27 protein-coding genes are annotated in these 26,390 nt (G+C 37.1%); 25 read left to right on the top strand and 2 right to left on the bottom strand.

The window, feature by feature from the left end; all coding sequences use genetic code 11:
* Positions 1-2: 2 nt before the first annotated feature.
* The 20 genes from AC625_RS14160 (at position 3) to AC625_RS14060 (ending at position 20,485) form a co-directional block, all read left to right on the top strand.
* Positions 3-482 (top strand): glutathione peroxidase, encoded by a 480-nt coding sequence (locus AC625_RS14160; protein WP_049681857.1) that lies wholly within the window; start codon positions 3-5, stop codon positions 480-482.
* Between the two features lie 179 nt (positions 483-661).
* Complete coding sequence (locus AC625_RS14155) at positions 662-1,510, top strand: DegV family protein (RefSeq protein ID WP_049681856.1); 849 nt, start codon at positions 662-664, stop codon at positions 1,508-1,510.
* A 53-nt stretch (positions 1,511-1,563) separates the two neighbouring features.
* Positions 1,564-2,181 carry an HD domain-containing protein gene (locus AC625_RS14150; protein ID WP_049681855.1) on the top strand — a complete coding sequence of 206 codons (618 nt, stop codon included), beginning with the start codon at positions 1,564-1,566 and terminating at the stop codon, positions 2,179-2,181.
* Positions 2,178-4,055, top strand: coding sequence for an ABC-F family ATP-binding cassette domain-containing protein (locus AC625_RS14145; RefSeq protein WP_049681854.1), 1,878 nt, complete (start codon positions 2,178-2,180; stop codon positions 4,053-4,055). Before AC625_RS14150 ends, AC625_RS14145 begins: the two co-directional genes overlap by 4 nt.
* A 103-nt stretch (positions 4,056-4,158) precedes the next feature.
* A complete protein-coding gene (locus tag AC625_RS14140) occupies positions 4,159-5,292 on the top strand; it encodes a conserved virulence factor C family protein (protein WP_049681853.1) in 1,134 nt (377 codons plus the stop codon).
* 200 nt (positions 5,293-5,492) lie between these two features.
* Entirely contained in the window at positions 5,493-7,163 is a 1,671-nt protein-coding gene (ilvD, locus tag AC625_RS14135) for a dihydroxy-acid dehydratase (RefSeq protein ID WP_049683747.1), read from the top strand.
* Between the two features lie 146 nt (positions 7,164-7,309).
* Positions 7,310-7,747: a BrxA/BrxB family bacilliredoxin gene (locus AC625_RS14130; RefSeq protein WP_049681852.1), complete on the top strand. Its 438-nt coding sequence runs from the start codon at positions 7,310-7,312 to the stop codon at positions 7,745-7,747.
* A 93-nt stretch (positions 7,748-7,840) separates the two neighbouring features.
* Positions 7,841-8,614: a class I SAM-dependent methyltransferase gene (locus AC625_RS14125; RefSeq protein ID WP_049681851.1), complete on the top strand. Its 774-nt coding sequence runs from the start codon at positions 7,841-7,843 to the stop codon at positions 8,612-8,614.
* A 574-nt stretch (positions 8,615-9,188) separates the two neighbouring features.
* Complete coding sequence (locus AC625_RS14120) at positions 9,189-9,815, top strand: YpjP family protein (protein WP_049681850.1); 627 nt, start codon at positions 9,189-9,191, stop codon at positions 9,813-9,815.
* Between the two features lie 326 nt (positions 9,816-10,141).
* The gene (locus tag AC625_RS14115; RefSeq protein WP_049681849.1) at positions 10,142-10,894 is read left to right on the top strand and encodes a TerC family protein; all 753 of its coding nucleotides are present in this window, start codon (positions 10,142-10,144) and stop codon (positions 10,892-10,894) included.
* Between the two features lie 662 nt (positions 10,895-11,556).
* On the top strand, positions 11,557-12,261 hold the full coding sequence (locus AC625_RS14105) for an anthrax toxin lethal factor-related metalloendopeptidase (RefSeq protein ID WP_053178109.1): 705 nt from the start codon (positions 11,557-11,559) through the stop codon (positions 12,259-12,261).
* Between the two features lie 239 nt (positions 12,262-12,500).
* Positions 12,501-13,295, top strand: a complete 795-nt coding sequence (locus AC625_RS14100) for a thymidylate synthase (RefSeq protein WP_049681847.1) — start codon at positions 12,501-12,503, stop codon at positions 13,293-13,295.
* Positions 13,292-13,783 carry a dihydrofolate reductase gene (locus AC625_RS14095; protein WP_049681846.1) on the top strand — a complete coding sequence of 164 codons (492 nt, stop codon included), beginning with the start codon at positions 13,292-13,294 and terminating at the stop codon, positions 13,781-13,783. The genes AC625_RS14100 and AC625_RS14095 overlap by 4 nt, the downstream gene beginning before the upstream one ends.
* 196 nt (positions 13,784-13,979) lie before the next feature.
* Entirely contained in the window at positions 13,980-15,248 is a 1,269-nt protein-coding gene (ilvA, locus tag AC625_RS14090; RefSeq protein ID WP_049681845.1) for a threonine ammonia-lyase IlvA, read from the top strand.
* Between the two features lie 306 nt (positions 15,249-15,554).
* Positions 15,555-15,749: a twin-arginine translocase TatA/TatE family subunit gene (locus tag AC625_RS14085; RefSeq protein ID WP_049681844.1), complete on the top strand. Its 195-nt coding sequence runs from the start codon at positions 15,555-15,557 to the stop codon at positions 15,747-15,749.
* 441 nt (positions 15,750-16,190) lie between these two features.
* Positions 16,191-16,949, top strand: a complete 759-nt coding sequence (tatC, locus tag AC625_RS14080; protein ID WP_049681843.1) for a twin-arginine translocase subunit TatC — start codon at positions 16,191-16,193, stop codon at positions 16,947-16,949.
* A 310-nt stretch (positions 16,950-17,259) separates the two neighbouring features.
* Positions 17,260-18,102 carry a DegV family protein gene (locus AC625_RS14075; protein ID WP_049681842.1) on the top strand — a complete coding sequence of 281 codons (843 nt, stop codon included), beginning with the start codon at positions 17,260-17,262 and terminating at the stop codon, positions 18,100-18,102.
* A gap of 147 nt (positions 18,103-18,249) precedes the next feature.
* Positions 18,250-18,837 carry an SCO family protein gene (locus AC625_RS14070; RefSeq protein WP_049681841.1) on the top strand — a complete coding sequence of 196 codons (588 nt, stop codon included), beginning with the start codon at positions 18,250-18,252 and terminating at the stop codon, positions 18,835-18,837.
* A gap of 226 nt (positions 18,838-19,063) precedes the next feature.
* Positions 19,064-19,897: an SGNH/GDSL hydrolase family protein gene (locus AC625_RS14065; RefSeq protein WP_049681840.1), complete on the top strand. Its 834-nt coding sequence runs from the start codon at positions 19,064-19,066 to the stop codon at positions 19,895-19,897.
* Positions 19,898-19,900: 3 nt separating this feature from the next.
* Complete coding sequence (locus AC625_RS14060) at positions 19,901-20,485, top strand: YpmS family protein (RefSeq protein WP_049683745.1); 585 nt, start codon at positions 19,901-19,903, stop codon at positions 20,483-20,485.
* Positions 20,486-20,659: 174 nt separating this feature from the next.
* On the opposite strand, the gene AC625_RS14055 is transcribed toward AC625_RS14060, so the two are convergent.
* Positions 20,660-21,415 carry a DUF4397 domain-containing protein gene (locus AC625_RS14055; protein ID WP_245645008.1) on the bottom strand — a complete coding sequence of 252 codons (756 nt, stop codon included), beginning with the start codon at positions 21,413-21,415 and terminating at the stop codon, positions 20,660-20,662.
* 253 nt (positions 21,416-21,668) lie between these two features.
* On the opposite strand from AC625_RS14055, the gene msrA reads away from it, so the two are divergent.
* The 3 genes from msrA to AC625_RS14040 all read left to right on the top strand — a co-directional run bounded on the left by msrA (position 21,669) and on the right by AC625_RS14040 (position 23,213).
* Complete coding sequence (gene msrA, locus AC625_RS14050; protein WP_082191115.1) at positions 21,669-22,208, top strand: peptide-methionine (S)-S-oxide reductase MsrA; 540 nt, start codon at positions 21,669-21,671, stop codon at positions 22,206-22,208.
* The gene (gene msrB, locus AC625_RS14045) at positions 22,201-22,632 is read left to right on the top strand and encodes a peptide-methionine (R)-S-oxide reductase MsrB (protein WP_049681838.1); all 432 of its coding nucleotides are present in this window, start codon (positions 22,201-22,203) and stop codon (positions 22,630-22,632) included. The genes msrA and msrB overlap by 8 nt, the downstream gene beginning before the upstream one ends.
* A 74-nt stretch (positions 22,633-22,706) precedes the next feature.
* On the top strand, positions 22,707-23,213 hold the full coding sequence (locus tag AC625_RS14040) for a PTS sugar transporter subunit IIA (protein ID WP_049681837.1): 507 nt from the start codon (positions 22,707-22,709) through the stop codon (positions 23,211-23,213).
* 182 nt (positions 23,214-23,395) lie between these two features.
* On the opposite strand, the gene AC625_RS14035 is transcribed toward AC625_RS14040, so the two are convergent.
* Positions 23,396-24,481, bottom strand: coding sequence for an SGNH/GDSL hydrolase family protein (locus AC625_RS14035; RefSeq protein WP_180320103.1), 1,086 nt, complete (start codon positions 24,479-24,481; stop codon positions 23,396-23,398).
* Between the two features lie 269 nt (positions 24,482-24,750).
* Here AC625_RS14035 and yjcZ point away from each other — a divergent pair, with 269 nt between their 5' ends.
* Together yjcZ and AC625_RS14030 are read left to right on the top strand one after the other, a co-directional pair.
* Complete coding sequence (gene yjcZ, locus AC625_RS25150; protein ID WP_053178107.1) at positions 24,751-24,900, top strand: sporulation protein YjcZ; 150 nt, start codon at positions 24,751-24,753, stop codon at positions 24,898-24,900.
* A gap of 522 nt (positions 24,901-25,422) precedes the next feature.
* A complete protein-coding gene (locus tag AC625_RS14030; protein WP_281177275.1) occupies positions 25,423-26,346 on the top strand; it encodes a LysR family transcriptional regulator in 924 nt (307 codons plus the stop codon).
* Positions 26,347-26,390 lie beyond the last annotated feature (44 nt).

The following is a 26,390-nucleotide window of genomic DNA, read 5'->3' as shown; positions in this document are numbered from 1 at the left end:
GAATGTCGATTTACCAATTTGTCGTTAAAAAAATAAATGGTGAACATATATCTATGGAAGAGTACATAGGGAAAGTAGTGATCATCGTTAATACGGCAAGTAAATGCGGCTTTGCGCCGCAATACGATGAACTACAGGCATTATACGAGCAATATCATGATGACGGATTGGTCATACTCGGTTTCCCGTGTAATCAATTTCTCTCACAAGAGCCTGGCGATAATCTCCAAATTGATTCGTATTGTAAATTAAATCATGGTATCACATTCCCAATGTTTGCTAAAATTGATGTGAACGGTAAAAACGCCGACCCTTTGTTTCAATATTTAACCGAACATGCTCCTGGTATGCTCGGTTCAAAGGGGATAAAGTGGAATTTTACAAAATTTTTACTAGACCGTAATGGAAATATTGTCAGCAGATACGCTCCACAAACAAAGCCTAAAGTACTAGAAGACGACATAAAGACACTTCTCTTTTGAAACTGATCAACAGGGAATTCAAAAAAGCCTGATTCCCAATCCATCTGATCAATACGTTGATTAAGATTTCTGAGAATCAGGCTTTTATGGGAATGACCTTTTTTCAGTAAAAGCAAATGTTCATACCTATTCCATCATATAATTGGAAAATGATTACATACATTTGGAGGGCATTCAGAATGACTAAACGTATAGCCTGGGTGATGGACAGTACCGGTTACTTGGATGAGGAATTACAGAAAAATGATGATATCTATATTGTTCCGATGGTTGTCATTTTGAAAGGAAAAGAATATCGAGATGGAATTGATATTGTACCAAAAGAACTTTATCGTTTGATGGAAGAAGAGAAGGTGGTAGTGACAACGTCTCAGCCTTCTATTGGAATCTTCGTGGAATTGTATCAGTCACTTGAAGAACGATATGATTGTGTCATTTCAGTTCATTTATCGGGAAGCTTAAGCGGAACGGTTGCTGCAAGTAGGCAAGCAGCTGAAATGGTCTCAATTCCTGTTCATGTATTCGATTCCCTTGTCATTTCTTATCCATTGACGATGGTGTTGAAAAAAATCATGAGCTATATCGACAGTGGAATGGAGGTTGGTGAAGCTTTAAAGAAAGCAGAGAAATACAGGGAGAGCAATGAGACGTATGTATTGATCGGTTCCCTTGAACAACTCCATAGAAGTGGTAGGCTTTCAGGCACTCAATATTTGCTCGGCAGTATGTTAAACTTCAAACCGATTATTTCGATTGAAAACGGCATACTTGCTACTATCGCAAAAGTGAGAAGCGAGAAAAAAGCAGAAGCACGGATTTTTGATCTATTTAAAAAAGCATATAACTCTAAAAAAATAAAGGAATGCTGTTTATTATTTGGTGCATCGCCTACTCAGACTGACAAATGGCGTGACGTCATTCATGAAATCGATTCAAGCATCATCATCCATGCCTCCCCAATAGGAAGCTCTGTCGGTGTTCATGCAGGTCCAAAGACTCTTGGATTGTCGTGGTTTAATGAAGAATGACCAAAGCGTTCCAGCATGATACAATATGAAAGAAAAAGACCAGGGAGTACACGATGGACATAGACCTAATTGAAGAAGCTGAATTTTTTGTAAAGAATAGGCTTGGAAATGACACAACAGGACATGATTGGTTCCATATAGACAGAGTAAGAAAATTGGCCTTGCATATTGCGAAGGAAGAGCAAAAAGGTCATGTACCTACAATTGAGTTAGCTGCATTATTGCATGATATACCTGATCGTAAATTAAATAAATCTGAAGTAGATGGCTGGCGCGTATTGAATGAGTGGTTTCTTCATTCCAAAATCGAGAAGCAGACCATCGACGAGATAACGGCCATCATTGATTCTATTTCGTATAGTAAAGGACAATCCAGACTACCTTCCATTGAAGCAAAAATTGTGCAAGATGCCGATCGGTTGGACGCAATTGGTGCAATTGGAATAGCAAGAACATTTGCGTATGGTGGAAGTGTAGGCAATCCAATCCATCATCCAGATTTAGACACAAATGAGGCAAAGCAATCAACGATCCAGCATTTTTATGATAAATTATTGAAGATAGCGGATCAATTACATACAAACACAGCAAAAGAATTGGCAAAAAAGCGAAATCAGTATATGCAGGAATTTTTACAGCAATTTTATATAGAATGGGATGTACAAATATGAAAGTTTTTGCAATGGAAAACGTAACAAAAATGCAAGGTGAAAAATTAGTCTTTGAAGACCTTTCTTTTTCAATTTCTGAAGGCAATAAAATTGGTATTATCGGTGTAAATGGAACAGGAAAATCAACACTTTTAAATATCATCGCAGGAATTGAGGAACCTGACACTGGGAAAAAAGATCACCCTAACGACTACTCCATTTCATACTTATCTCAGGATCCAGATTTTCCTAGCGGTGTTACCATTATGGATTTCCTTTATGAAAGTGACTACCCTGTTTTTAAAGTCATTAAAGACTATGAAAACACGCTACAAAAATTGCAAAATGATTCGGATAATACCGAGCTACAGAACAGGTTATTAAAGCAACAACAGGAAATGGATGCATTAAACGCATGGGATACAAGTGCTGACGCTAGAACGATTTTAACAAAGCTCGGACTCCCTGATTTTTCAAGGAAATTAGATGAGCTGTCAGGCGGGCAAAAAAAACGGGCAGCGTTAGCGAAAACGTTAATTGAAACAACCGATTTGCTTATTCTTGATGAACCAACGAACCACCTTGACTACGATAGCATTAAATGGTTGCAGGAATATTTAATGAAATCGAAGCGTGCCGCTCTCTTTGTAACCCATGATCGTTATTTCCTTGATACGGTAGCGGATAAAATCTGGGAGCTTAGCGGTGGCAGTCTATTTGAATACACAGGAAATTATGGCGATTTTCTAGAAGCAAAAGCAATCCGAGAAGAAAATGAAGGCATTGAACGAAGCAAAAAGGAAAGCTTATTCAAAAAGGAGCTGGCTTGGATAAGAAAAGGCGCAAAAGCGAGAACAACGAAGCAAAAAGCAAGAATTCAACGCTTTGAAACCCTCGAATCCGATGTACAAAATAAATCGCAGCAAGGGTCTCTTGATATCGAATTAAGCGGGGCACGCTTAGGGAAAAAAGTGTTGGAGCTTGAGTCCATCTCGAAGTCATACGGCAATCATACGATTCTACATAATTTCTCCTATTTATTTAAACGAGGAGATAGAATTGGTATCGTCGGTCAAAATGGAACAGGAAAGTCGACGTTGCTTAATATTTTGGCAGGTAGAGTAAACATAGATTCTGGTGTGATTGAAACAGGACAAACTGTGAAAATCGGCTACTATACACAGGAAAGTGAAGATATGGACGATAGTAAGCGGATGATTGAATATATTCGCGAGACAGCCGAATCGATTGCCTTGAAGGATGGTACCTATATATCTGCTGCTCAAATGCTCGAGCGATTTCTTTTTCCACTAAACACTCATGGTACACCAATCCGAAAGCTTTCGGGCGGAGAAAAACGAAGACTTTATTTATTGAAGATACTAATGTCTGCACCGAATGTCCTGCTTTTGGATGAGCCGACCAATGATCTCGATACTCAGACATTAACCGTACTTGAAGATTATTTGGAGACGTTCCCTGGGGTAGTCGTCACTGTTTCACATGACCGTTATTTTCTTGATAAAGCATGCTCCCAGCTGTTTGTTTTCAAAAGGAATGCTGTTGTCAGTCATTATTACGGCAGCTATTCTGAGTTTTTAGAAGAAAAAATAGCAGTGGAGCCTGTTGAAAAGCCTGTTGTTCAATTACAGCAACAGCGTTCTGAGAAAAAGAAAAAGAAATTGACCTACGCTGAGACGAAGGAATGGGAAGAAATTGAAGAAAAGATGGAGAAAGCTGAGGAACGTTTAACAAGTATTACCGCGGAAATGGCAACAGCAGGAAGTGACTTTGATAAACTTCGCCTCTTAATGGAAGAGGAGACGAAAGTGAAAGAAGAGCTTGATTATATGCTTGAACGATGGGAATATTTAGCGGAGAAATTAGAGGAATAAGTAGGATAGGTATGACTAATCATTCACACTAAAAGCGTCTAAACCCTAGATTATGATAAATTATAGTCACATATTCTAAAAATATGTGTAAAGGAGCGAACGTATGAATATTATATCGATTGAACCTACACCAAGCCCAAATACGATGAAAATTAACTTAACCGAAGAGCTTCCAACTGGTAGAAGCAATAATTATAAAAAAGAGGAAGCCGAAAAAGCGCCGCAATTGATCCGCGAAATCTTACATATCGATGGTGTCAAGGGCGTTTATCATGTTGCTGATTTCTTAGCCGTTGAGCGAAATGGTAAATATGATTGGCAAGAAATTTTGATTAAAGTTCGCCAAGTATTCGGTGAAGATACTAGCGATGAAGAAGCGGGACAGATTATTCTCGAACATTATGGAGAAGTCAATGTTTCGATTTTGCAGTTTAAAGGATTGCCATATCAAATTAAGCTTAATGATGGAAATAGTGAAAAGCGTTATGCCCTTCCGGAAAACTTTGCTCAGGCTGTTCAAGCAGCGCAAAAACAAGATGATAATGTTGTTTTGCAAAGAAAATGGAAAGACTACGGCGTCAGATACGGAGATATGGATGTAATTGGTGCAGAAGTATCTGAAGAGCTTATTGCTGCGTATCCACCAGAGCGGATAAATGAACTTGTAGCTCAAGCGAAGCAAGAGAACGACAACAAAAAAGAACTAGTAAAACGGGCTAAAATCAAGCTTACTGCAGAGATGCTTGAGGATGAAAACTGGGAAAAACGCTATCAAGCACTTGAGCAAATGGAAGATCCAACTATAGATGATATTCCATTGCTAAAAAAAGCTCTGTCAGACAGTAAAGTATCCGTACGTAGAGAAGCAGTCGTATTACTAGGCATGATTGAAGATCGAAAAGTATTACCTGCTCTTTATCTTGGCTTAAATGATAAAAATCCAGCAGTGAGAAGAACGGCTGGAGATTGCTTATCTGATCTCGGATTTGCAGAAGCGATGATGGAAATGGCATCTGCCTTAAAAGATAAAAGTAAGATTGTTAGATGGCGTGCTGCGATGTTCCTCTATGAATCTGGCGATAAAAGCGTGTTATCTGCTTTAAAAGAAGCGGAAAAAGATTCTGAATTCGAAGTGGCTTTGCAAATAAAAATGGCAATAGACCGGATTGAAAATGGGGAAGAAGCAAAAGGATCTGTTTGGAAGCAAATGACAGAAGCGAGACAGGCAGAAGAATAATATGATGCATAGATAAATAGAAAAAGGCTCTCTCTTTTTTAGAAGTTCGTATAAAAAAGAGAGAGCCTTTTATTATTATTTTGACATATCATATGTTCAATTAGATTTAATTGTGTTAGAATTTTTAGAGAATACAAAATAATGCTATTTATTATTTAATTTAATATATTGGGGGTTTTCAACAAATGTCTACGCCAAAAATGAGAAGTGACATGATTACACAAGGAATCGACCGTGCTCCGCACCGTAGTTTGTTGCGTGCAGCCGGCGTTAAAGAAGAAGATTTCGGCAAACCGTTTATCGCAGTTTGTAACTCTTATATTGATATCGTTCCAGGACATGTACATTTGCAGGAATTTGGAAAAATTGTAAAGGAAGCGATTCGCGAAGCGGGCGGTGTACCTTTTGAATTTAATACAATCGGAGTTGACGATGGAATCGCTATGGGTCATATCGGCATGCGCTACTCTTTGCCAAGCCGTGAGATTATTGCCGATTCAATTGAAACTGTTGTTTCAGCGCATTGGTTCGATGGAATGGTTTGTATTCCAAACTGTGACAAAATTACGCCAGGGATGATGATGGCGGCTCTTCGTGTCAATATTCCAACAATGTTCGTTAGTGGTGGACCAATGAAAGCCGGTGTGGATAAAGAAGGTAACCCACTTAACTTAAACTCTGTTTTTGAAGGGGTTGGAGCTTACCAAGCTGGTAAAATTGATGAAGCAAAATTACAAGAGATTGAGCAATTTGCTTGTCCTACATGTGGTTCTTGTTCTGGTATGTTTACTGCAAACTCAATGAACTGCTTGGCAGAAGGTCTTGGTCTTGCCCTACCTGGTAATGGTACAATTTTAGCTGTAGCTCCCGAACGTAAAGAGTTTGTTAAACGCTCAGCTACGCAATTAATGGAGCTTATCAAAAAGGATATTAAACCACGTGATATCGTAACAATCGATGCAATTGACAATGCGTTTGCGTTGGACATGGCGATGGGTGGTTCAACAAACACAGTACTTCATACACTTGCATTAGCACATGAAGCTGGAATTGAGTATTCATTAGAACGTATCAATGATATTGCAAGTCGTGTACCTCATCTTGCAAAAATCGCTCCGGCATCAGATTATCACATTGAAGATGTTCATAACGCAGGAGGCGTTAGTGCCATCATTAATGAGATTCTTAAAAAGCCGGGTGCAATCAATGGTGATTGCCTAACTGTATCTGGTAAAACATTACGTGAAAATGTTGCTGGGGCGGAAATCTTGGACAAAAATGTTATTCGTCCATTAGACAATCCTCATTCTGAGCGAGGCGGCCTTGCTGTATTATTCGGTAACCTAGCGCCAAATGGTTCAGTTATTAAAGTTGGAGCGGTCGATCCAGCAGTTGGCGGCTACCATAGAGGTCCTGCAATCTGCTTCGAATCTCAAGAAGACGCACTTTCTGGAATTATAACTGGGAAAGTAAAAGAAGGCGATGTTGTAGTCATCCGCTATGAGGGCCCTAAAGGGGGACCTGGTATGCCAGAAATGCTTGCGCCTACTTCTCAAATCGTTGGTAGAGGTCTTGGAGCCAAAGTTGGTTTGATTACAGATGGACGTTTCTCAGGTGCGTCGAGAGGTATTTCAATTGGACATATTTCTCCAGAAGCAGCAGAGGGCGGTCCAATTGCATTTGTAGAAAATGGTGATATCATCGAACTTGATTTGAATAATCGTACCATCCAATTAGAAGTTTCTGACGAAGAATTTGAAAAACGTAAAGCAAACTGGAAAGGCTTTGAGCCAAAAGTAAAAACTGGCTATTTGGCACGTTACTCTAAGCTTGTTACGAGTGCTAGCACAGGCGGCGTATTCAAAATCTAACAAAATGACTGATACCAATTCAACATTCAAGAAAAGCAGCAGAATCTAAAAATTCTGCTGCTTTTCGGTCATCCGTTTGTTTTGCATAATTGCTAACATGTATAGTATTCTAATGGAGTATAGGAAAATAAGGGAGGCATTTACTTATGTCAATGGCATATGAAGAATATATGAAACAAGTGGTAAAACCAATGCGTGCTGAGCTTGTTCAAGCGGGCTTTACAGAATTTACTACTCCTGAAGAAGTAGTAAATTTCATGAATACAGTAAAAGATGAAACTACTCTTGTTGTTGTGAATTCAGTATGCGGATGTGCCGCTGGGCTTGCCCGCCCAGCAGCAACACAGGCAGTGTTAAATACTGAAAACAAACCAGATCATATAGTGACAGTGTTTGCTGGCCAAGATAAAGAAGCTACGGCAAAAATGCGTGAATATTTTACAGGCTATGAACCATCCTCACCATCGATGGCTTTATTAAAAGGAAAAGAAGTAATCCACTTCATTCCACGCCATGATATTGAAGGGTTTCCGATGGAAGCAGTAATGGAGAATCTTCTTACAGCACTTGAACAAAATAAATAATTTAGTATGGAGTATGTAGAGACTTATTTCTCGGGGCCTGACCTTCTTGATAAGTCTCTACTGCTTTTTAGTTAACTAATAAGGAGAGCTATCATGTTTGTCACAACAGCTGGTCGCACCGATGATATACATATTGAACGAGCTAAAAATATTGCCGCTCAATTTTCATTTCCATTTTTCCAGAGGAATAAACGTTCTATAGCTAGAATGCACCAAGACTATGAAATGGATTGCCTAGTAGTGGGGAAAAACAAACTTGAACTTCATAAGATTTCTGGAAGTGCGCCTTTCTTTTTTCATCCGAATATCGCAATGGTTCGTATCAAACGAATAATGAACGGTGAAGAAGATCCGTATATAACGGCTGCTGGAATTGAAAGAGGGTCCTCGATACTTGACTGTACACTCGGGTTAGGGGCAGATGCCATCGTCGCGAGCTATGTCTCAGGACCCATTGGGGAAATTAGAGCAATTGAAGAAAATCCGATTGTCTCTTTTATTGTTGGGCAAGGTCTGTCACGGTGGGAAAGCGGCATCGAACTGATGGATGCTGCAATGAGAAGAATAGACATTAATACAGGCAATCATCATGAGGTGTTAAAGACGCTTACGGATAATAGCTTCGATGTCGTGTACTTTGATCCGATGTTTACAGAACGTATTGAAGAATCAGAAGGTATGGAAGGGCTGGCCCAATTTGCATCGTATGGAGATTTACTAGAAGAAACAATTGAGCAGGCAAAGCGTGTTGCTAAAAACCGAGTTGTGTTAAAGGATCATTTTCGAAGTAAACGCTTCGAACAATTGGGGTTCACAACAGTCAAAAGGAAAACCTCTTTATTTCATTATGGCTATATCCAATTATAAACGAAACTCGTCGCCTTTTTTTCGACGGGTTTCTTCGCGTTTGGCTTTTACTCTATCTAAAATGAAAAACTCAATGAAAGTAAAAGAAACCCTGCCATCTGTTAATGACAAGGCTAGTTAAGGCTATTAAAATGAAAAACCACTTCTTTTTCTGAATAGAAACAAGAATAGAAGTGAAGAAAGTTCATTCATGGCAATACAAGAGATTAATCGGCAATCGCTTCATAAATGAAATAAACAAGTGAAATAATAACAAGAATCAAAATCGCTGACGATCCCATAGATGAATTCCTCCTTTACAAATCAATGGATTACTAGTAGTAGTTCTACATCAGATATAGATAATCCTTCATTCTCTTTTGCGTATGTATAAGAAAATGAAGGAAAGCGGTATTTCTTTATTATATACAAATATCCTTTTTTCTCATAATGAAAACCTTACATACAATTTTTTCGTAATTTCCTTAGAAATTCAGTATACTAGAAGATATTAATAACTAGTCATGAAAACTGAAATATGCCAACTAAATTATAATATATGAATTGAACATTATAAAGGAGGAGAGAAAACATCATGCAGAAATCGAGATGGTTGAAGAAAAGCCTCGTTGTATTAGTATCTGTTTTAACATTCGGTATGGTTTCTCCTTCCGATATATCTTGGCTTGCAGAAGCGCATTCCAATAAACACTCGAAGAAGGACATTTTTGAAGAAGCGGAAAGTACAGGCTATTCCTTAATAGAATCAGCTGATGATCCGATTTCTACAAGAATATTTGATCGAAGTGAGTTTATCGAATCAATGATGGCAAGGGCTGAGGAACATGCCTTTACGAAATTCGGTGAAAAGATTGGTCCAAAGATTGAGGATGAATTTAAATTTGCTGTTTTACCCAAAATCGAAGAAGCGATTACCGAAGTGACAGTAAAATTTCCTGAAGAAGAGCTTGTGCAGTTAGCCATATCTAAAGGTCCGTCTTCAGGGCGTAGTGAGAAAATTTTTCATATTTTTAATGAAAATACCGGAAAAGATATCATTCGTTTTCATGTAAGACAAGAGAATCCGCCTCAAGAAGGATATTGGTTCAACTTTCACTATCATACTTATCATGATGGATTCGCTGCTCATTATGATTTAGGCAAAATTTATTGGGATAAAAACACACCTCCAAAATGGTCGGAGCGAACCTATCTTTCTTGAACGTATTTTATTTTGATGGAAAGAGAGAAACTAACATTTGAAACATTAGTCCAATAGGCGTATGCTATCGATATAGTCAGACAGAATGCGCTGCTATTAGCGCATTTTTCATTTTAAAAAGAATTAAGTATCTGGTTTTTTGATGGAGCTTTGATGTCTAGTGAAAGTAGCCAGGCTCCCTCTAGTCATATGTCAATCAATCTGATGAGCAAAAGCTTACTCGCCTTCAGCTTATTTGTCTATTGCATGTGGGAGTTTCTTAATAGGAACCTTGCGCTATTCTAATAAAGGAATGGTATTTATTTTAACAAGAAAGCCGGGATAGTATGTTAACAAGCATTATGGACACATATGCTCAATTTTTTGATTGGGGGATGTGGGTACACGTATTGTCAGACCCAGTAAGCTGGGGGTTAATTGGCACACTGATTTTACTTGAAGGCTTGCTGTCAGCGGATAATGCATTAGTTCTCGCTGTCATGGTTCGTCATCTACCTAAGAAACAACGAAAAAAGGCACTCTTCTATGGGTTACTTGGTGCTTATGCATTCCGATTCGTTGCAATTGGACTTGGTGTTTACTTAATTAATCTATGGTGGGTAAAAGTATTAGGAGCAACATATCTTGCGTGGCTTGCCATTAAGTATTTTATTGATAAAACGAAACAAGGTGAAAGTGAAGAAGAAACAAAAGGAATGTCTAAGGAAAGCTTCCTGATTAGAATGTTCGGGAATCTATGGGGAACAGTAGTTGCTGTTGAATTAATGGATATTGCGTTTTCGGTTGACAGTGTGCTTGCTGCCTTTGGTGTCAGTGAAAAAGTATGGGTATTGTTGATAGGCGGAATGCTTGGTGTGCTAATGATGCGTGGCATAGCAGGTGTCTTCCTTAAACTAATCGACAAGGTACCTGAACTTGAGACGGCTGCATACGTATTGATTGCTATTATCTCAGTTAAAATGTACCTTTCTGTCGTTCATATTGAGATTTCTCATGTAATGTTTTTCTTTTTGATTATCATCACGTTTGCGATTACCTTTGTTGTCCATTTTCGCAATTTACGTCATATTAAAGAATGAATGAAAAAGCGTTTTTAAAAGGGTCAGACCTCACACTCTATACACCGTTTATTGTGCTATTTATACGTCAAATAAACGTTATATAGTAGATATGGGCCTGACTCTTTTCTATGTTCTGATGGAAATAGAGAAGGTATAGACTCAAATATCCGGAAATTTACGTTTGATGATCTGAAACACTATGAAAAAGAAGATAAAGAAGCATAATGGAACGAAAATGGACCATAGGACGGAGTCAATTAAAGGGTGTAAAAGAAGCCCTAAAAAGAGCGAAAATATGAAAAGATCAAGATAAATGAAAACCTCTAAATTAAATACATCAATCACTTCATCTGCAAGTTCAGGGTGAAGTCTTAATAGCTCCTGTTTATTAACACGTCTCAATATAATCACCTAGCATTCATCCAGTTACTTCTTGTATATGTTCAAATCCACCGAAGCGTTACTCCTAAAATGAAACTTCCCTCAGCGAGGTTTTTTCCTTGCCCACGGATGGTTAGTTACACCGGGATAAATTCATCGAAATTCTTCTGTTTCCATTAGAGATCACATCTTATTTTCCAAATGTTTCCGAAAGTTTAAAGGTTTCATATTATGTTATACTTCAATAATATGAAAGTAGTAGTTTATATTGCTAGTTTAATGAATGGGTGGTTCTATACATGAGAAGAATCTTATCTTTAGTCTTATTCCTCCTTCTTTTTTTCATTCTATCTTCATTTTCATTTGTTGAAACAGATGGCTTAAGCGTTGGTGCTTTTCCGGAAGATCATCGTCTAAAATTAACAAAGGTATGGCAGGAAAATTCAAATCTAGGCAGACTTTTTTTATTTCCTGAACAGTCCTTTAATGTAGAGAAAGCTGTTCAGATTGTTGAACAAGTTAGTGTACTTCCTCCTTCTACAATTCAGAAGTTAGTTGATAAAAATGTGGAAATTAAACTGTTCACAGGTCGTTTAACCGACGATCCATTTGCTGAGCATTTAAAAGGAAGTAAGCCAAGAGGATATAAAAATAAACAGACGACTTGGGATGATGTGCCTGGAATGGGAGGGGATCGAATTGTCCTTGTGAAAATTGGTGCAAGTGAGCCGGGAAACGGGCACAGTTCGATTAATCTTGAGCTTCACGAATTAGCCCATACGATTGATACATATGCATATGACGGAATTCGTGATGATGTAGTATTTTTGGGAATTTGGGAACAAGAAGTAAGCCGTCTTTTTCCTGGAAAACCTTATTATTCTACATATCCAGAAGAATATTTTGCCGAAACATATGCGATGTTCTTTGCTAATTCTGCTTCCAATAAAGTGCTGAAAGAGAAGGCGCCGCACACTTATTTATATATTAAACAGTTAAACTAAATTAGAAATTAACGTAAAGATCTGCACTAAAATATTACTTTTCGAAGGGTACAGGAATTTTGATTATCGCTGCATCTTAAATGGTTCTGTAATTGAATTTTTCCTTAAGAACTAGTTGAGCTCGTTGATAAAATAAACGAAGAGTAGTCTCCCTAATCCAACATTCAAAAAGGTTTTGGTGTTGAAACCAAAACTAGGCTACAATAAAAGTGTGTATTTGAAAAAAGGTGGTTTATTTAATGAAACAATATTTGGAGTTATGTAAACATGTGCTTGAAAATGGCACAAAAAAAAGTGACAGAACAGGAACAGGTACAATTAGTACTTTTGGCTATCAGATGAGATTTAATCTGCAAGAAGGCTTTCCGGTTCTTACGACAAAAAAACTAAGCTTAAAGGCGATCATTCATGAATTATTGTGGTTTCTACAAGGTGACACGAATGTTAAATACCTACAGGACAATGGTGTACGCATTTGGAATGAATGGGCGAATGAAAATGGGGAGCTTGGTCCTGTTTATGGCCATCAATGGCGTTCATGGGGAACAGCTGATGGCAGACAAATTGATCAAATTACTCAATTGATTGAGCAGATTAAAACAAATCCTGATTCACGCCGTTTGATTATTAATGCTTGGAATGTTGGAGAGTTAGAAGAAATGGCTTTACCTCCCTGCCATGCGATGTTCCAGTTTTATGTTAGGGATGGCAGGTTGTCTTGTCAGCTCTACCAACGATCTGCTGACGTATTTTTAGGTGTGCCATTCAATATCGCTTCATATGCATTGTTGACAATGATGATTGCGCAAGTTTGTGATTTGGAGTATGGAGAATTTATTCATACATTTGGTGATGTTCATATTTATAGCAATCATCTCGAACAAATCAATCTACAATTAACCCGGGAACCGTATCTGCTACCGGTTATGAAAATTAATCCAGAAGTAAAAAGCATTTTCGATTTTAAATATGAAGATTTTGAATTGGAAAATTATGAAGCTCATCCACATATTAAAGGAGAAGTGAGTGTATGATATCTTTCATGTTCGCAATGGATGATAATCGATTAATCGGCAAGGATAATACCTTGCCTTGGTATTTACCAGCGGATCTCCAGTATTTTAAAAAAGTGACGATGGGTCATCCGATTCTGATGGGGAGAAAGACGTATGAGTCTATCGGTAAGCCTTTGCCGGGCAGAGAGAACATCATCTTAACTCGGAATACAGATTATCAGCAAGAGGGCATAACAGTGATCTCAGATATGAAAGAAGCCGTGGCATATGCGGACGCCTTGGATGCAGAGGTATTTGTTATTGGTGGAGCAGAAATCTTTCAGCAATTACTTTCTGATTGCAAGCGTCTATACATAACTCAAATTCATCATTCATTTGAGGGTGACACGTATTTTCCAGAATTAAATATGTCAAAATGGCAGACAGTTTCTAGAATGACTGGAATCGAGGATGAAAAGAACAGGTATCCTCATGAATTTATCGTATTAGAACGAATAGAGAACTAGGCAGAATTGGAGTACTTCATTTGTGATATTAAGTGTAGTACTCGCTGTCTTATTCAATAGTGAGACACGTTAGCGTAACTTGTGAGAGTTTTCTATTAGATGCAAATAAGGTGAAATATCTGAAAAATCTGTTGATTTATTTTCAAGTAGTGATATAATTTACAAATTATCTAGTGAAGTGAAAAGAGGGTATTACATGAGCCAAATAACATCAACAAGAAAATGGGTCCAAGTTGAAGATATCTTAGTTGCTTACCAGGAGCTTAAAGATATCGTTGCGCATACACCGCTGCAAAGGAACGAAAGATTGTCCCAGAAGTACGGGTGTAATATTTACTTAAAGCGAGAAGATTTACAGCATGTGCGCTCTTTTAAGCTTAGGGGAGCCTATTATAAAATGAAAAAGCTGACTGCAGATGAAACAAGAAATGGAGTTGTCTGTGCGAGCGCGGGCAATCATGCGCAAGGGGTTGCCTTTGCTTGTAGTCAGTTGGGGATTCCAGGGAAAATCTACATGCCTGCGACAACTCCAAGGCAAAAAGTTGACCAAGTTCAGCTATTTGGTAAAGACAAAATTGAAATTGTATTAGTAGGTGACTCGTTTGATGATGCATTTCTTGAGGCAGAGAGATGCCAGGAAACAGAAAACAGAACGTTTATTCATCCTTTTAATGACGAACTTGTCATCGCTGGTCAAGGGACAGTAGCAATTGAAATATTAAATGATTGTGATGAAAAGATTGATTATGTATTTGCAGGAATTGGTGGAGGGGGCCTAGTGTCAGGAGTCTCTACATATTTTAAATCGGTCTCACCTGAAACATCTTGTATCGGAGTCGAACCAGAAGGCGCTGCTTCAATGAAACAATCTTTAATGAAAGGTGAAGTAGAGGCTTTACAGGATATTGACACGTTTGTAGATGGTGCCGCTGTTAAATGTGTAGGACAAAAAACGTTTGATATCTGTCAGGAATATGTGGATGATATCATTACGGTTCCTGAGGGAAAGGTTTGCACAACTATTCTGGACTTATATAATGAGCATGCGATTATTGCGGAACCTGCAGGGGCGTTGTCTGTTGCGGCACTTGATTTTTATCAGGAGGAAATCAAAGGGAAAACCGTGGTATGTGTCATTAGTGGGGGCAATAATGATATTGGCCGTATGCAAGAGATAAAAGAAAAATCGCTTTTATATGAAGGTCTACTTTATTATTTCATTGTCAATTTTCCTCAACGAGCAGGAGCTTTACGTGAATTCCTAGATGAAGTACTCGGACCTAATGATGATATTTCGAGATTTGAATATACGAAAAAAAATAACAAAGAACAGGGACCTGCTCTCGTAGGAATTGAGCTGAAAAATAGACAAGATTATGAACCTTTGATTGAGCGTATGAGCAAAAAAGGGTTTCCATATGTCGAAGTAAATAAAGACAGTAATTTATTTTCGTTACTGATTTAAGGTTAAATGAACGGGATATTCCAAAAGGGTCTCACCCAGTACTCACCACACAGTTTATCGTGTTACTTACACCATATTTAAACTGTATGTAGTAGTTGCTGGGTCTGACCCTTCTTACTTATTGGATACCCGCTATTTTTAATAAAACTGGAATTAATTACTGGTATAGGGTAAAATAATAAGGTATAAATCGTCACTTATTGCACATTTTAAAAGTATTCTAACCAAGTCATGTCAATTTAAAAGTGAGAAACTATTTGGAAAATGTATCATTTTATGTAAGAAAGTAACAGGAGGGGTGTTACCATGTTGTCAAATATAGGGGTACCAGGATTAATTTTGATTTTAGTGCTAGCTCTCATCATTTTTGGGCCAAAGAAATTACCTGAAATTGGACGGGCATTCGGTCAAACTTTACGTGAATTTAAAAGTTCAACTCGTGAATTAACACAGGATGTCTTTGATGAAAAAGATGAAAAAAAGAATAATTCAGTAAAATAATAACTGTGTCTAAGAGGAGGTTGTCCCATGACTAAAGTGTTAGACCCCACAACTACAATATATAGTTGAAATTATGTGTATATAACACTATAAACTGTGTATAGTAAGTGAGGTCAGACCTTTTTGGGACATCCTCCTTTTAACTTGTAAGATAAGGGACTTAGTTATGTGGTTAGTGACATACGGTCTGAAAGGTCAAATAACCATCAATCTTCTTGGAGTTACCACGTAAAGAGGACATACTAGATTCGTTCTTCTTCATCCAAGTAGATTTTGCTCTATCTTATCAATAATTAATTGATACATAAAGGACTGTAGTTCTTTCTTTGGAAGCAAAGAAGAACAAATGGCATTATTACTATTTGTGTGAGTTACCACTACATACCGGAATAATAAAAAAATCCGGTAAGATTCGTATTTTTAATAGAGAGCGTGATAGATTTGGTAGACCAAGAACAAAACGTTATTGCCCATTTAGAGGAGCTGCGTAAACGTTTAATTATTACGGTAATTGCATTTATCCTCTTTTTTATTGTTGGTTTTATCTATGTTGAAGAGATATATCAGTGGCTTGTTAAAGATTTTGATGAAAAACTTATGGTGCTAGGACCTAGTGATATCCTTTGGATTTATTTCATGCTTGCAACGGTCGTTTCAGTAGCGGCTACAATCCCGGTTTTTGCGTTTCAATTATGGTTATTTGTGAAACCAGCATTGCTGCCAAGGGAGATAAAAACAACTCTATCTTATATTCCAGCGCTTTTTCTTTTATTTGTAGGTGGTCTAGCATTTGGATACTTTATTATTTTTCCAATGGTACTGGACTTCTTACTTGGATTAAGTAATGGAATGTTTGTGACCAATTTTACAGCCGATAAATATTTCCGGTTTCTTCTTAATATGACTTTACCGTTTGGTATTCTTTTCGAGCTTCCTGTTGTGACGATGTTTTTAACATCAATTGGGATTGTTAATCCATATGTTTTGCAAAAGCTTAGAAAATACGCGTACTTTGTCTTAGTCGTTATAGCGATATGTATTACCCCACCAGATTTTGTATCAGATTTTCTCGTGACTATACCGTTGCTGCTGTTATATGAGATCAGTATTTCATTGTCAAAATTTGTGTTCAAACGGAAGCAAAAACGAGATACACTCATTCAAGAAGAGTTGCTGGAAGAAGAGGGCCTAGATAAATAAATAGCTTTCGTAGTGTGAGCTTTTCACTAAGAAACTCATAAAATTATATGATGCTGTCTGAAGTATTGAATGAAGAAGTAGGGAATGAAATTGCCTACTTCTTCATTCAAATCAAGGGCAGCATTTTTTATCGTTTTCTTAAATAGGAATGCCAGAATGCCATATTTTTTGAAAAATAATCAAAATAGTAGAAGAAATGTGTCGAACTTTCAAACTTTGTCAAAATAGCTCGAAATATTGAATATTAAGATTGAATGATAGTATTAACAAGGTATAATTAAGGGAATTGTTGAGGTTGGGATGTGTAATAATGGGGAATGTGAAAATTGTAACAGATTCGACTGTTGATATGACACAAGAGGAAATCAAACGATATGGTATTGAAATGGTACCTTTATCGGTTTCAATAGACGACATGATTTATTTAGATAAGATCGAAATAGAACAAGAAGAATTTTTGATAAAAATGAAGAATGCTAAGGAGCTTCCGAAAAGCTCGCAGCCATCGACAGGTACTTTCTTAGAGGTGTTTGACAGACTTGGAGAAGATGGAAGCGAGATTATATCTATTCATATGACTGGTGGAATGAGTGGTACCGTTCAATCTGCAGAGAGTGCAGCGGAAATGACTGAATCCAATGTCACAGTGTTTGATTCAAAATACATTTCAAAGGCATTATCTTTTCAGGTAATTGAAGCTGCCAAAATGGCTAAGGAAGGCAAAAGTGTTGCTGAAATTCTGGAAAGAATCAAGGAAATTCAATCCCAATCAAGATTGATTATCTCCATTGATACGTTAGAGAATTTAGTGAAAGGCGGACGAATTGGTAAAGTGTCTGCCATGCTCGGTTCTTTACTGAACATTAAACCAATTGCGATCTTAGAGGATGGAGTGCTTCAACCTGTCTCGAAAGCAAGAAGTCAATCGCAAATTGTTAAATTTGTCGTGAATAAATTTAAAGAAGATTTAAAGGATAAGCAAATCACAGGAATAGGCATCGTTCATATAAATGGGTATGAAATCGCTTCAAAGATTAGAGATGCTCTAGCTGAAATTAGTGATTTAACTGATATAAAAATTGAAGGTACAACGCCTGTTATAAGTACCCACACGGGCGAAGGTGCTATGGCTGTTATGTATCATTGGAAATAGAAGCATGAAAATATAATAAAAGCTGATAGTTGTGCCTTATGTGAAAAAGGTCATAAATTTTTTAGCTTGAATGCAAATTTCTTTAAACACCTGACACCCTTTGTTACAATATAATAATCATAGTATTCATATAAAGGCGGTAAAACAATGAAAAGGCGGCAAAACATAATTGTATTCATTGGAATCATGACAATATTGTTATTATCAGCTTGCGGTCCTCAGGGGATTCAAAACGGGTATAATTCGGATCTTGAAGAGTTTACTTTCACGGATCAGAACCACAAAGAATTTTCGAAAAGCGATTTGAAAGGTAAGGTCTGGATTGCCGATTTTGTGTTTACAAATTGTACATCGGTCTGTTTACCAATGACGAGTAATTTGTCTGACTTTCAAGGTATGCTTAAGGATAATGGAATATCAGATGTAGATATTGTTTCTTTCTCAGTAGACCCTGAATTAGATACACCAGCGGCGTTGAAGGAGTATGCAGAACGGTTCAATGCTGATTTACCCTCTTGGCATTTCCTAACGGGCTATACGCAGCAGGAAATTGAAGAGTTTGCTAAAAAGAACTTTAAAACCATTGTTCAAAAACCTGCCAATACTGATCAAGTCATCCATGGGACAAAGTTTTATTTAGTTAATAAAGAAGGGCAAATCGTTAAGGATTATTCAGGCGTGAGTGATGTACCGTTTGAAGAAATGATGAATGACATTAAAATCTTACAAAAATGATGTGGATGTCCCTAAAAGAACTGACCACGCACCCTATATATTGTTTATTGTGTAATATACACTGAACGGTTTATAGTAGTTGCAGGTTTGGGGCTTTTGCTAAGGGACATTCTTTTTATTGGCTTGCGTTTTGAAAGCAGATTATGTTATCAATCTTCATGATTTGCGATTTTTATTAATGGTAAGTGATATAATAATGAAAGACCTTTTTTAGGACGTGATACCTATGAAGAAAAAAATAACTTGTCTATTGTTTGGCCTATTTTTGCTCACTTCCTGTTCAAACCTTCAAATTGTTTCAAATTATACATTGCAACAAGAAAACGAGCTTGGGTTAAAAGGAAAGGTTGCGATCCCGGCTACTTTTTTCCCTGATCCGATCGAAATCGTTTCGTTAGGTGATTCTTTGACACAAGGTGTAGGGGATACGACTGACACAGGCGGTTACTTACCCTATTTGCGACATCTGCTAGAAAAAGAACCAACTATTACGTCTGTGAATTTTGTCAATCATGGCGTAAAAGGCAATCGGACTGACCAGTTATTGAAACGGATGAAAGAAGAAAACATGGTTGCAGATATTAAAAAGGCAGATGCAGTTGTAATTACGATTGGTGGCAATGATATCATGCGGGTATTCCACCAAAATATAATCGATTTGAAAATGGAGCAGTTTGAGAAAGCAAGAATAGGGTATGAAAAAAGATTGGAACAAATATTAAATAAGGTTCGCTTGAACAATGACCATGCACAAATTTATTTAGTCGGCGTATACAATCCATTTTCCAAAGTTCTAAGTGCTTTTCAAGAATTAGATATTATCATGGACCAATGGAATCGAAGCGGGCGAACGATTGTTGAGGGATATGATAATGCGTATTTCATTGAGATTGGCGATTTATTTGAAAATACGGCAGAGAATTTGTTATTTACAGAGGACCACTTTCATCCAAATAATCGAGGTTATGAGTTGATTGCAAACAGAATCTATCAAGAAATGCATATTGAAACATTAGGAAGAGTTTCAACCGAGGTAAGTGCAAAAGGGGATGAAGAATAATTGATGTCTAAAGCAAGTTGGAAATACTTATTTTTAGGATTGGTGACAATAAATGTTATTGCGCTAGTTACAGTTATTATATTAATTAATTTACCTGCGAATGATGAGGAAATTTCAAAAATAGATCGTAAAGATCAAGGTGTTTCATTTGTTATAAATACGAATCGAGATGATTTAAATACGTTGATTTCTCAATATATTGAGAAAGAGGGATTGGCTGGGTCTGTCCATTATGATGTTTATTTATCAGATGTCGTTGAACTTTACGGAACAATGCCTTTTTTCGGGAGGGATATTGAATTAAAGCTCACGTTTGTTCCTGAAGCTCAAAGCAATGGAGATGTTGTGTTAAAACAAGAGTCTGTCTCAGTGGGCCAACTCAATTTACCTGTCTCTTATGTATTGAATTTCATTAATCGTCAATATAAAACACCAGATTGGGTCACTATTCAGCCAGATAAAGAACAAATTTATGTATCCTTGCAAAATATGGAATTGAAAAGTGATGTTAAAGTAAAAGCAAAAGAATTCGATTTAAAAAATGATAAAATTTCATTTGTATTAACAGTGCCCTCTTTACAGCCTTAAAAAGGTCAGACCTCACAATCTACACACCGTTTGTCGTGACATTTACACGTCATATTAACGATATATAGTAGATGTGGGGTCTGCCCTTTTATTATGGCGGCAGCCTCATTTGTTCATTCATGGCAACGAAGATGGATCAAGTCTAATCCGAAAGCAATTTCTGTATATCCTAAGTTAAGGAGAAATGAATACTGCTTCTAACTCAGGCTCTGTATCATGTAAACCGATTAGATAGATGGTATAAGCTTTATCTGCATTGAAGGCGGCATGAGGAATTGAGAGCAGGTCTTGTTTCGTACCAGTAGTTCTTACTTCAAGGTCAATGCTCATTGGCGTAATCCCCATATAATTTGTTGCTTTTCTGTACGGTATATTTTGAAATACTACATCTCCATTTTTCACAGCTAGATCAATAGCTGGGCTATCTGAAGCCAAATGGATCAACCGAACTTTGGATTCGCCGTTAGGAACATGAGGTAGGTCTTCATGGACAATGAGTCGTATTGACTTATCCAGACCACTTATAGCTAATGTATAAAGCTTTCCTGACTCAACTTGAATTTTCTGACTTAGAATGGTTGAAGAAAGCTGGCCAGTTGGATAGATATCTATTTGATATTTCCCTGCAATTAATGGTAAATAGTCACTAATTGTTTTATATGGACTGTTCTGCAAAATTCTTGTTTCATTCACATACACATCGACATTTCCTGCTTGTGGTGCTGCGTGAAGAATTCTTACTCTGCTAGGACTCTTTCTAAATACTTCTTCTGAGCGCATCACTTCAAAAGCTTTATTCAAAGCTGTTAAATGTTTGTGGTAATAATGAACATGTAGGTTTGGGTCAATGTATTTATAATAGCTGGCTAATAAATCATACTTTTGTGCTTTTTTAAAATAATTTTTTCGACTATTCATAGAATTCGACATGAGTTTCGCTCCAATCTTCAAAGCTTTCGTAAACAGCATATGCAAACCGAAGTAGGCCGGTGTCACAGAAAAGAAAAATTTTCGTTTTCAATGTTAATTAAAAACCAATATGAAATGGATTGGGTGTAGTACAGCGTATCATTTTACACGGCATGTAAAAAGCGGTAAAATTCATACAATATGATTTTTATGCTAACTAGCAGATAGAACTCGATTATTGGCCATATATTCGAAAATTGGAGGTTGAATAGTTGTGACTCACAATTTAGAAAAAGCAACATTTGCAGGAGGATGCTTTTGGTGCATGGTGAAACCGTTTGATGAACAGCCGGGGATTGAATCTGCGCTATCCGGTTACACAGGCGGTAACAAAGAAAATCCAACCTATAAAGAAGTTTGCTCTGAAACAACCGGGCATTATGAGGCTGTACAAATTACGTATGATCCGAACGTGTTTCCATACGAACGATTAGTCGAATTATTTTGGCAGCAAATTGATCCGACAGATGCTGGAGGTCAATTCTATGACCGCGGCGGATCTTACCAAACCGCAATTTTTTATCATACAGATGAACAAAAGCAAATAGCTCAAGTCTCAAAGGAAACATTACAAAACAGTGGAAGATTCAATCGTCCAATTGTTACACCTATTTTACCAGCTAAACCGTTCTACCCTGCCGAAGAATATCATCAGGATTATTATAAGAAAAACCCAGCTCATTATAATCGGTACCGAATCGGATCAGGGCGTCAAACATTTATCGAACAGAATTGGGGGAGTCATAATGACTAATCAAAATCATGATTTAAAACAAAAATTATCACCTATACAATATGAGGTAACGCAAAATAATGGAACAGAGCCAGCTTTTAGAAACGAGTATTGGGATAATAATGAAGAGGGTTTATATGTAGATATCGTCTCTGGTAAACCTTTATTTACTTCAAAAGAAAAATACGATGCAGGCTGTGGTTGGCCAAGCTTTACAAAGCCGCTTGAAGGCCAGGAAATTATTGAGAAGATTGATATAAGCTATGGAATGAGACGTACGGAAGTAAGAAGTAAAACAGGAGATTCTCACCTTGGTCATGTGTTTGATGACGGACCGGGACCTGAAGGATTAAGATATTGCATTAATTCTGCTTCCCTCAGATTCATTCCAGTTGCTGACCTTGATAAAGAAGGCTATGCACAATATAAAAACGTATTTCGTTAATCACTTCGATATACAAAGCTTTTGTGTTATTATAGAAAAATGTTGCATGATGTAAGATAGGGAAGGGGATTTTTATGTTTAAGAAATTATTTGGGAAAAAAACGGAGGAGCCCGTAGCGAAAGATATCGTACTATTCGCGCCAATGAATGGGAAAGTAGTAGCTTTGGAAGATGTTCCTGATCCGGTTTTTGCAGAGAAAATGATGGGGGATGGCCTTGCGATAGATCCAGAAGAAAGCACGGTGTATTCACCTGTAGATGGAGAAATTGTACAAGTTTTTCCGACAAAGCACGCTGTTGGCATTAAGACTGCAAATGGAGCGGAAATTCTCATTCATATCGGCCTTGAGACAGTAGGCTTAAATGGAGAGGGCTTTGAAGCCTTTGTCAGTGCTGGTGATACAGTGAAAACGGGGGATAAGCTCATTTCCTTTGATCAAACGATTATTAGAGAAAAAGCGAAAAGTACACTTATTCCAATTATTATTACGAATAGTGATGAAATTAAATCGATTGTGAAAACGGCTGAGACATTGTTAACTAGAGGAGAAACACAATTTCTTACAGTAACAGTTAATTGAACTACCCTCCCACTTAATTTCATACGAAATTTGAAGTGGGAGTTTTCTCGCTTGGAATAATAAACGACGAGATATCCAATATTGAAAAGGTCAAGACCTACATCTACTATATATCGTTTAAGGCGTGAACATGTCACTAAACGGTGCATAGAGTGTATGGTGAGTCCCTTTTGGGACAACCTTTATTTATTCGTAATGATACCGAAGATATGAACATCAGCTTTACCCGTGTTATTCATTAATGATTTTGTGCCGTTTGTTTCAAAGCGTACTTTGTGTATTCCATCATGTAAACCGCTTTCGATATAGAGATATCGCATTTTTGAAAAAGGCCACCAAGTATCGAGTGTAGTCCTATAATTTCCATCGATAAATACATCAAGCTTCCCGCCTTCAGGGCTTCTTAAGAAAATCCCCCCTAGAATTGTTCCGGTAAATTCATACTCGATATAATTGCCCTTTTTTTCACTTACAAAACCCAAAGAGGAATGGTTAAAACCGTATATAAGGCTAGGCTGATTTACTTTTAGAAGGTTCATTTCCTTTTGCCTATATAGAGGAGAAGGCAATGAAGTGATTACTTTGTCTTCAACAGTATGATTAAGTAATTGTGAGTATATTTCATTAGCATATAGCTGATACCCTACTCCGTTCGGGTGAATAGAATCTTTTGTAAGGTGCTCTGTGCTTAAGCCGGATTTCTCAAAGGCTTGACGCATGTCAAGGTGGGCTGTTCCATAGTGACTAGAAATTTTCTTGATTTGGTCAGCAAAGTCTTTGAAAGTGAGGGAACTTTCTGTTATTGTAAAAATCTCAGTCTCAGGAAACCGAGTTTTTACCTTTCTCACTAAAGCTTCATAAATTTCTCCAAAATCGTCCGCCGACATGTATTTTCGGTCGTTTTCTCCAAAAACAAGAAAGACAAGATCAGGGAGTTCTTTTATATTACTGACAGAAAAATTATAGAGCCCTTCAAAAGCTGTGGCCCCACTTTGCACAATATAATCCCCAGATATCTTAATATTCTCTTTTTGTTTCATCATATTTTCTAAACGGACAAACCAGCGCTCTTCTGGCGTTTCTGCTCCTGAACCTCTGCCTATGCTATCACCGATTACTAAATAGTGAATGGGTATGTTGGTTTTTATCTTTTCGTAAACATTTAGATGAGTATCGTACCCATAGGTTTTTTGATTTTCAAAAAAAACAAACAGTATGTTCATAATTAGGAATAAAGCAATTAATGACTTGATCACTCTTCTCTTCAATATTTCCCCGACCTTTGTTTAATAGAAGTTGGTTTGCAGCGGAATTTGGCGACTTACCTCAATCCGCTTCTGACTTTTTAACCCCTCTCATATTATATCCTATTCTGTAAATAACTTTGCAATTTAAAGGCCGTATACCACCTTACCTATAGGGTATTGTCTTTAGATAAATGGTGCAGTCGCAAAAAAATAGGCAAATGCACAGACCGAATCGGGCGCATCTGCATATTGTAAAAATGTAAGAGATATCAAAAAAAGGAGTGAATGTAATGTACGGATTTGGTGGAGGATTTGGTGGAGGATACGGTGGTTATGGATATGGTGGCGGATGTGGTGGTGGATGCGGCGGCGGCGGTTTTGCTCTAATTGTGGTGCTGTTTATCCTTTTAATCATCATCGGTGCATCTTTCTGCTGTTAACGAAGTGTAATAGTAACCGACCTTATAACAAGGTCGGTTTTTTACGTTATTAACCAGGGAATTCCCGTTATTTCAAACGCGAACTTCAGACATGTGCATCCATTTGCCACAATTCCGATTAGGGGCGATGCTTGAATTGAAGCGAGGACGGACATGTGGAGCTTCCGATTGGTAGGAATTGTGTTTTGGTTTTTAATGGGGCGAGAGAATTGGAAGACTACATAAAATAGTACATTTACAAAAATGGAATATGAAAAACTTATAGCCTAAAAAACATGTTCCTCGATTTAGAATAATCAAATTAGATTATCTTACAAAGGTTAGCCCCTGTACATTATTTGTGGCTTTGAAATAAAGTTGAACTGTTTATAAAAAAGTCGCACCGTTTTGAAAAAAGTTTAACCGTTAAAGGGCCAAATTGTGGAATAATTCCTTTAAATAAAGTAACTTAATAGCTATATTATCTGATTAAAGAAGTATATAAATAGAGATTGATATTTCATTAGAAAGGATTGAAATAGTATCGAATTACGACATTTAGAATATTTTTTAATGGTTAGTAAAGAACTACATTTTACAAAAGCAGCAGAAAAATTGGGAATCTCGCAACCCACTTTAAGTCATCAAATTAAGATGTTCGAGCAAGAAATAGGATATTCACTTTTTAACCGTATTGGCAAGAAAATTGAGCTTACTAAGGTAGGAGAAATTGTGCAACAAGAAGCATTGAATATTCAAGGTTCCATCCAAAGTATGTCCTCTCAAATTGAAGCATTTACGAAATTAGAAATTGGGGAATTGAAAATTGCTGTGTTACCAGGGGAAATAACTGATTTGGTATCTACTTTGTGTATTCAATTTAACCAACTATATCCGAACATTAAAGTGTTCATTCAAACGACTGATCAAGTGGAAAAGGCCGTTCTAGAAAATCGAGCTGATTTTGGTATTGGTTTTCATCTTAATCAATCTAGTCTGTTACAAGTGACGAAGTTGTATGATGAAGAGTTTTACCTGATTAGTAATCAAAGTAATGGGGAGCAGAGGGTTTCATTTTCCTCTGTTTTAGATGGTCCTCTAATTTTATTTCCAAGTATGCATCAATGTAGAAAAATACTTGATAAAACGAGCTATGAGGTTGGCAAACAATTAGAGCCTATTGTTGAAACGTCTAGTATTGAATCTATTTTGAAGCTAGTTCGAAGTGGTGTTGGTCGTAGTGTTGTTTCGCGTACATTATATGAATTTTATGATACAGAGGATTTATCTTTCCAACATATTGAAAACCCATCTTTGACTAGATCAGTTTATCTCGTGATGAAAAAGAATTGTTTTATTAATTATGCAGCACGTAAATATATTAAGTTATTAGTACGTGAAATCGAAAAGCTTTGTTTTCACACAGATAAAGATTCGATTACTTCTTTACGAAGTTCTATATTATAGTTTTTGTCTATCATTATCATAGAAATAATCGAATAGAATGATAA

Source organism: Peribacillus loiseleuriae (assembly GCF_001183985.1).
In the GTDB taxonomy this organism is placed as follows: Bacteria; Bacillota; Bacilli; order Bacillales; family DSM-1321; genus Peribacillus; species Peribacillus loiseleuriae.
Note: the sequence above shows the minus strand (reverse complement) of the source record. Positions and strands in the feature narration are given on the sequence as shown.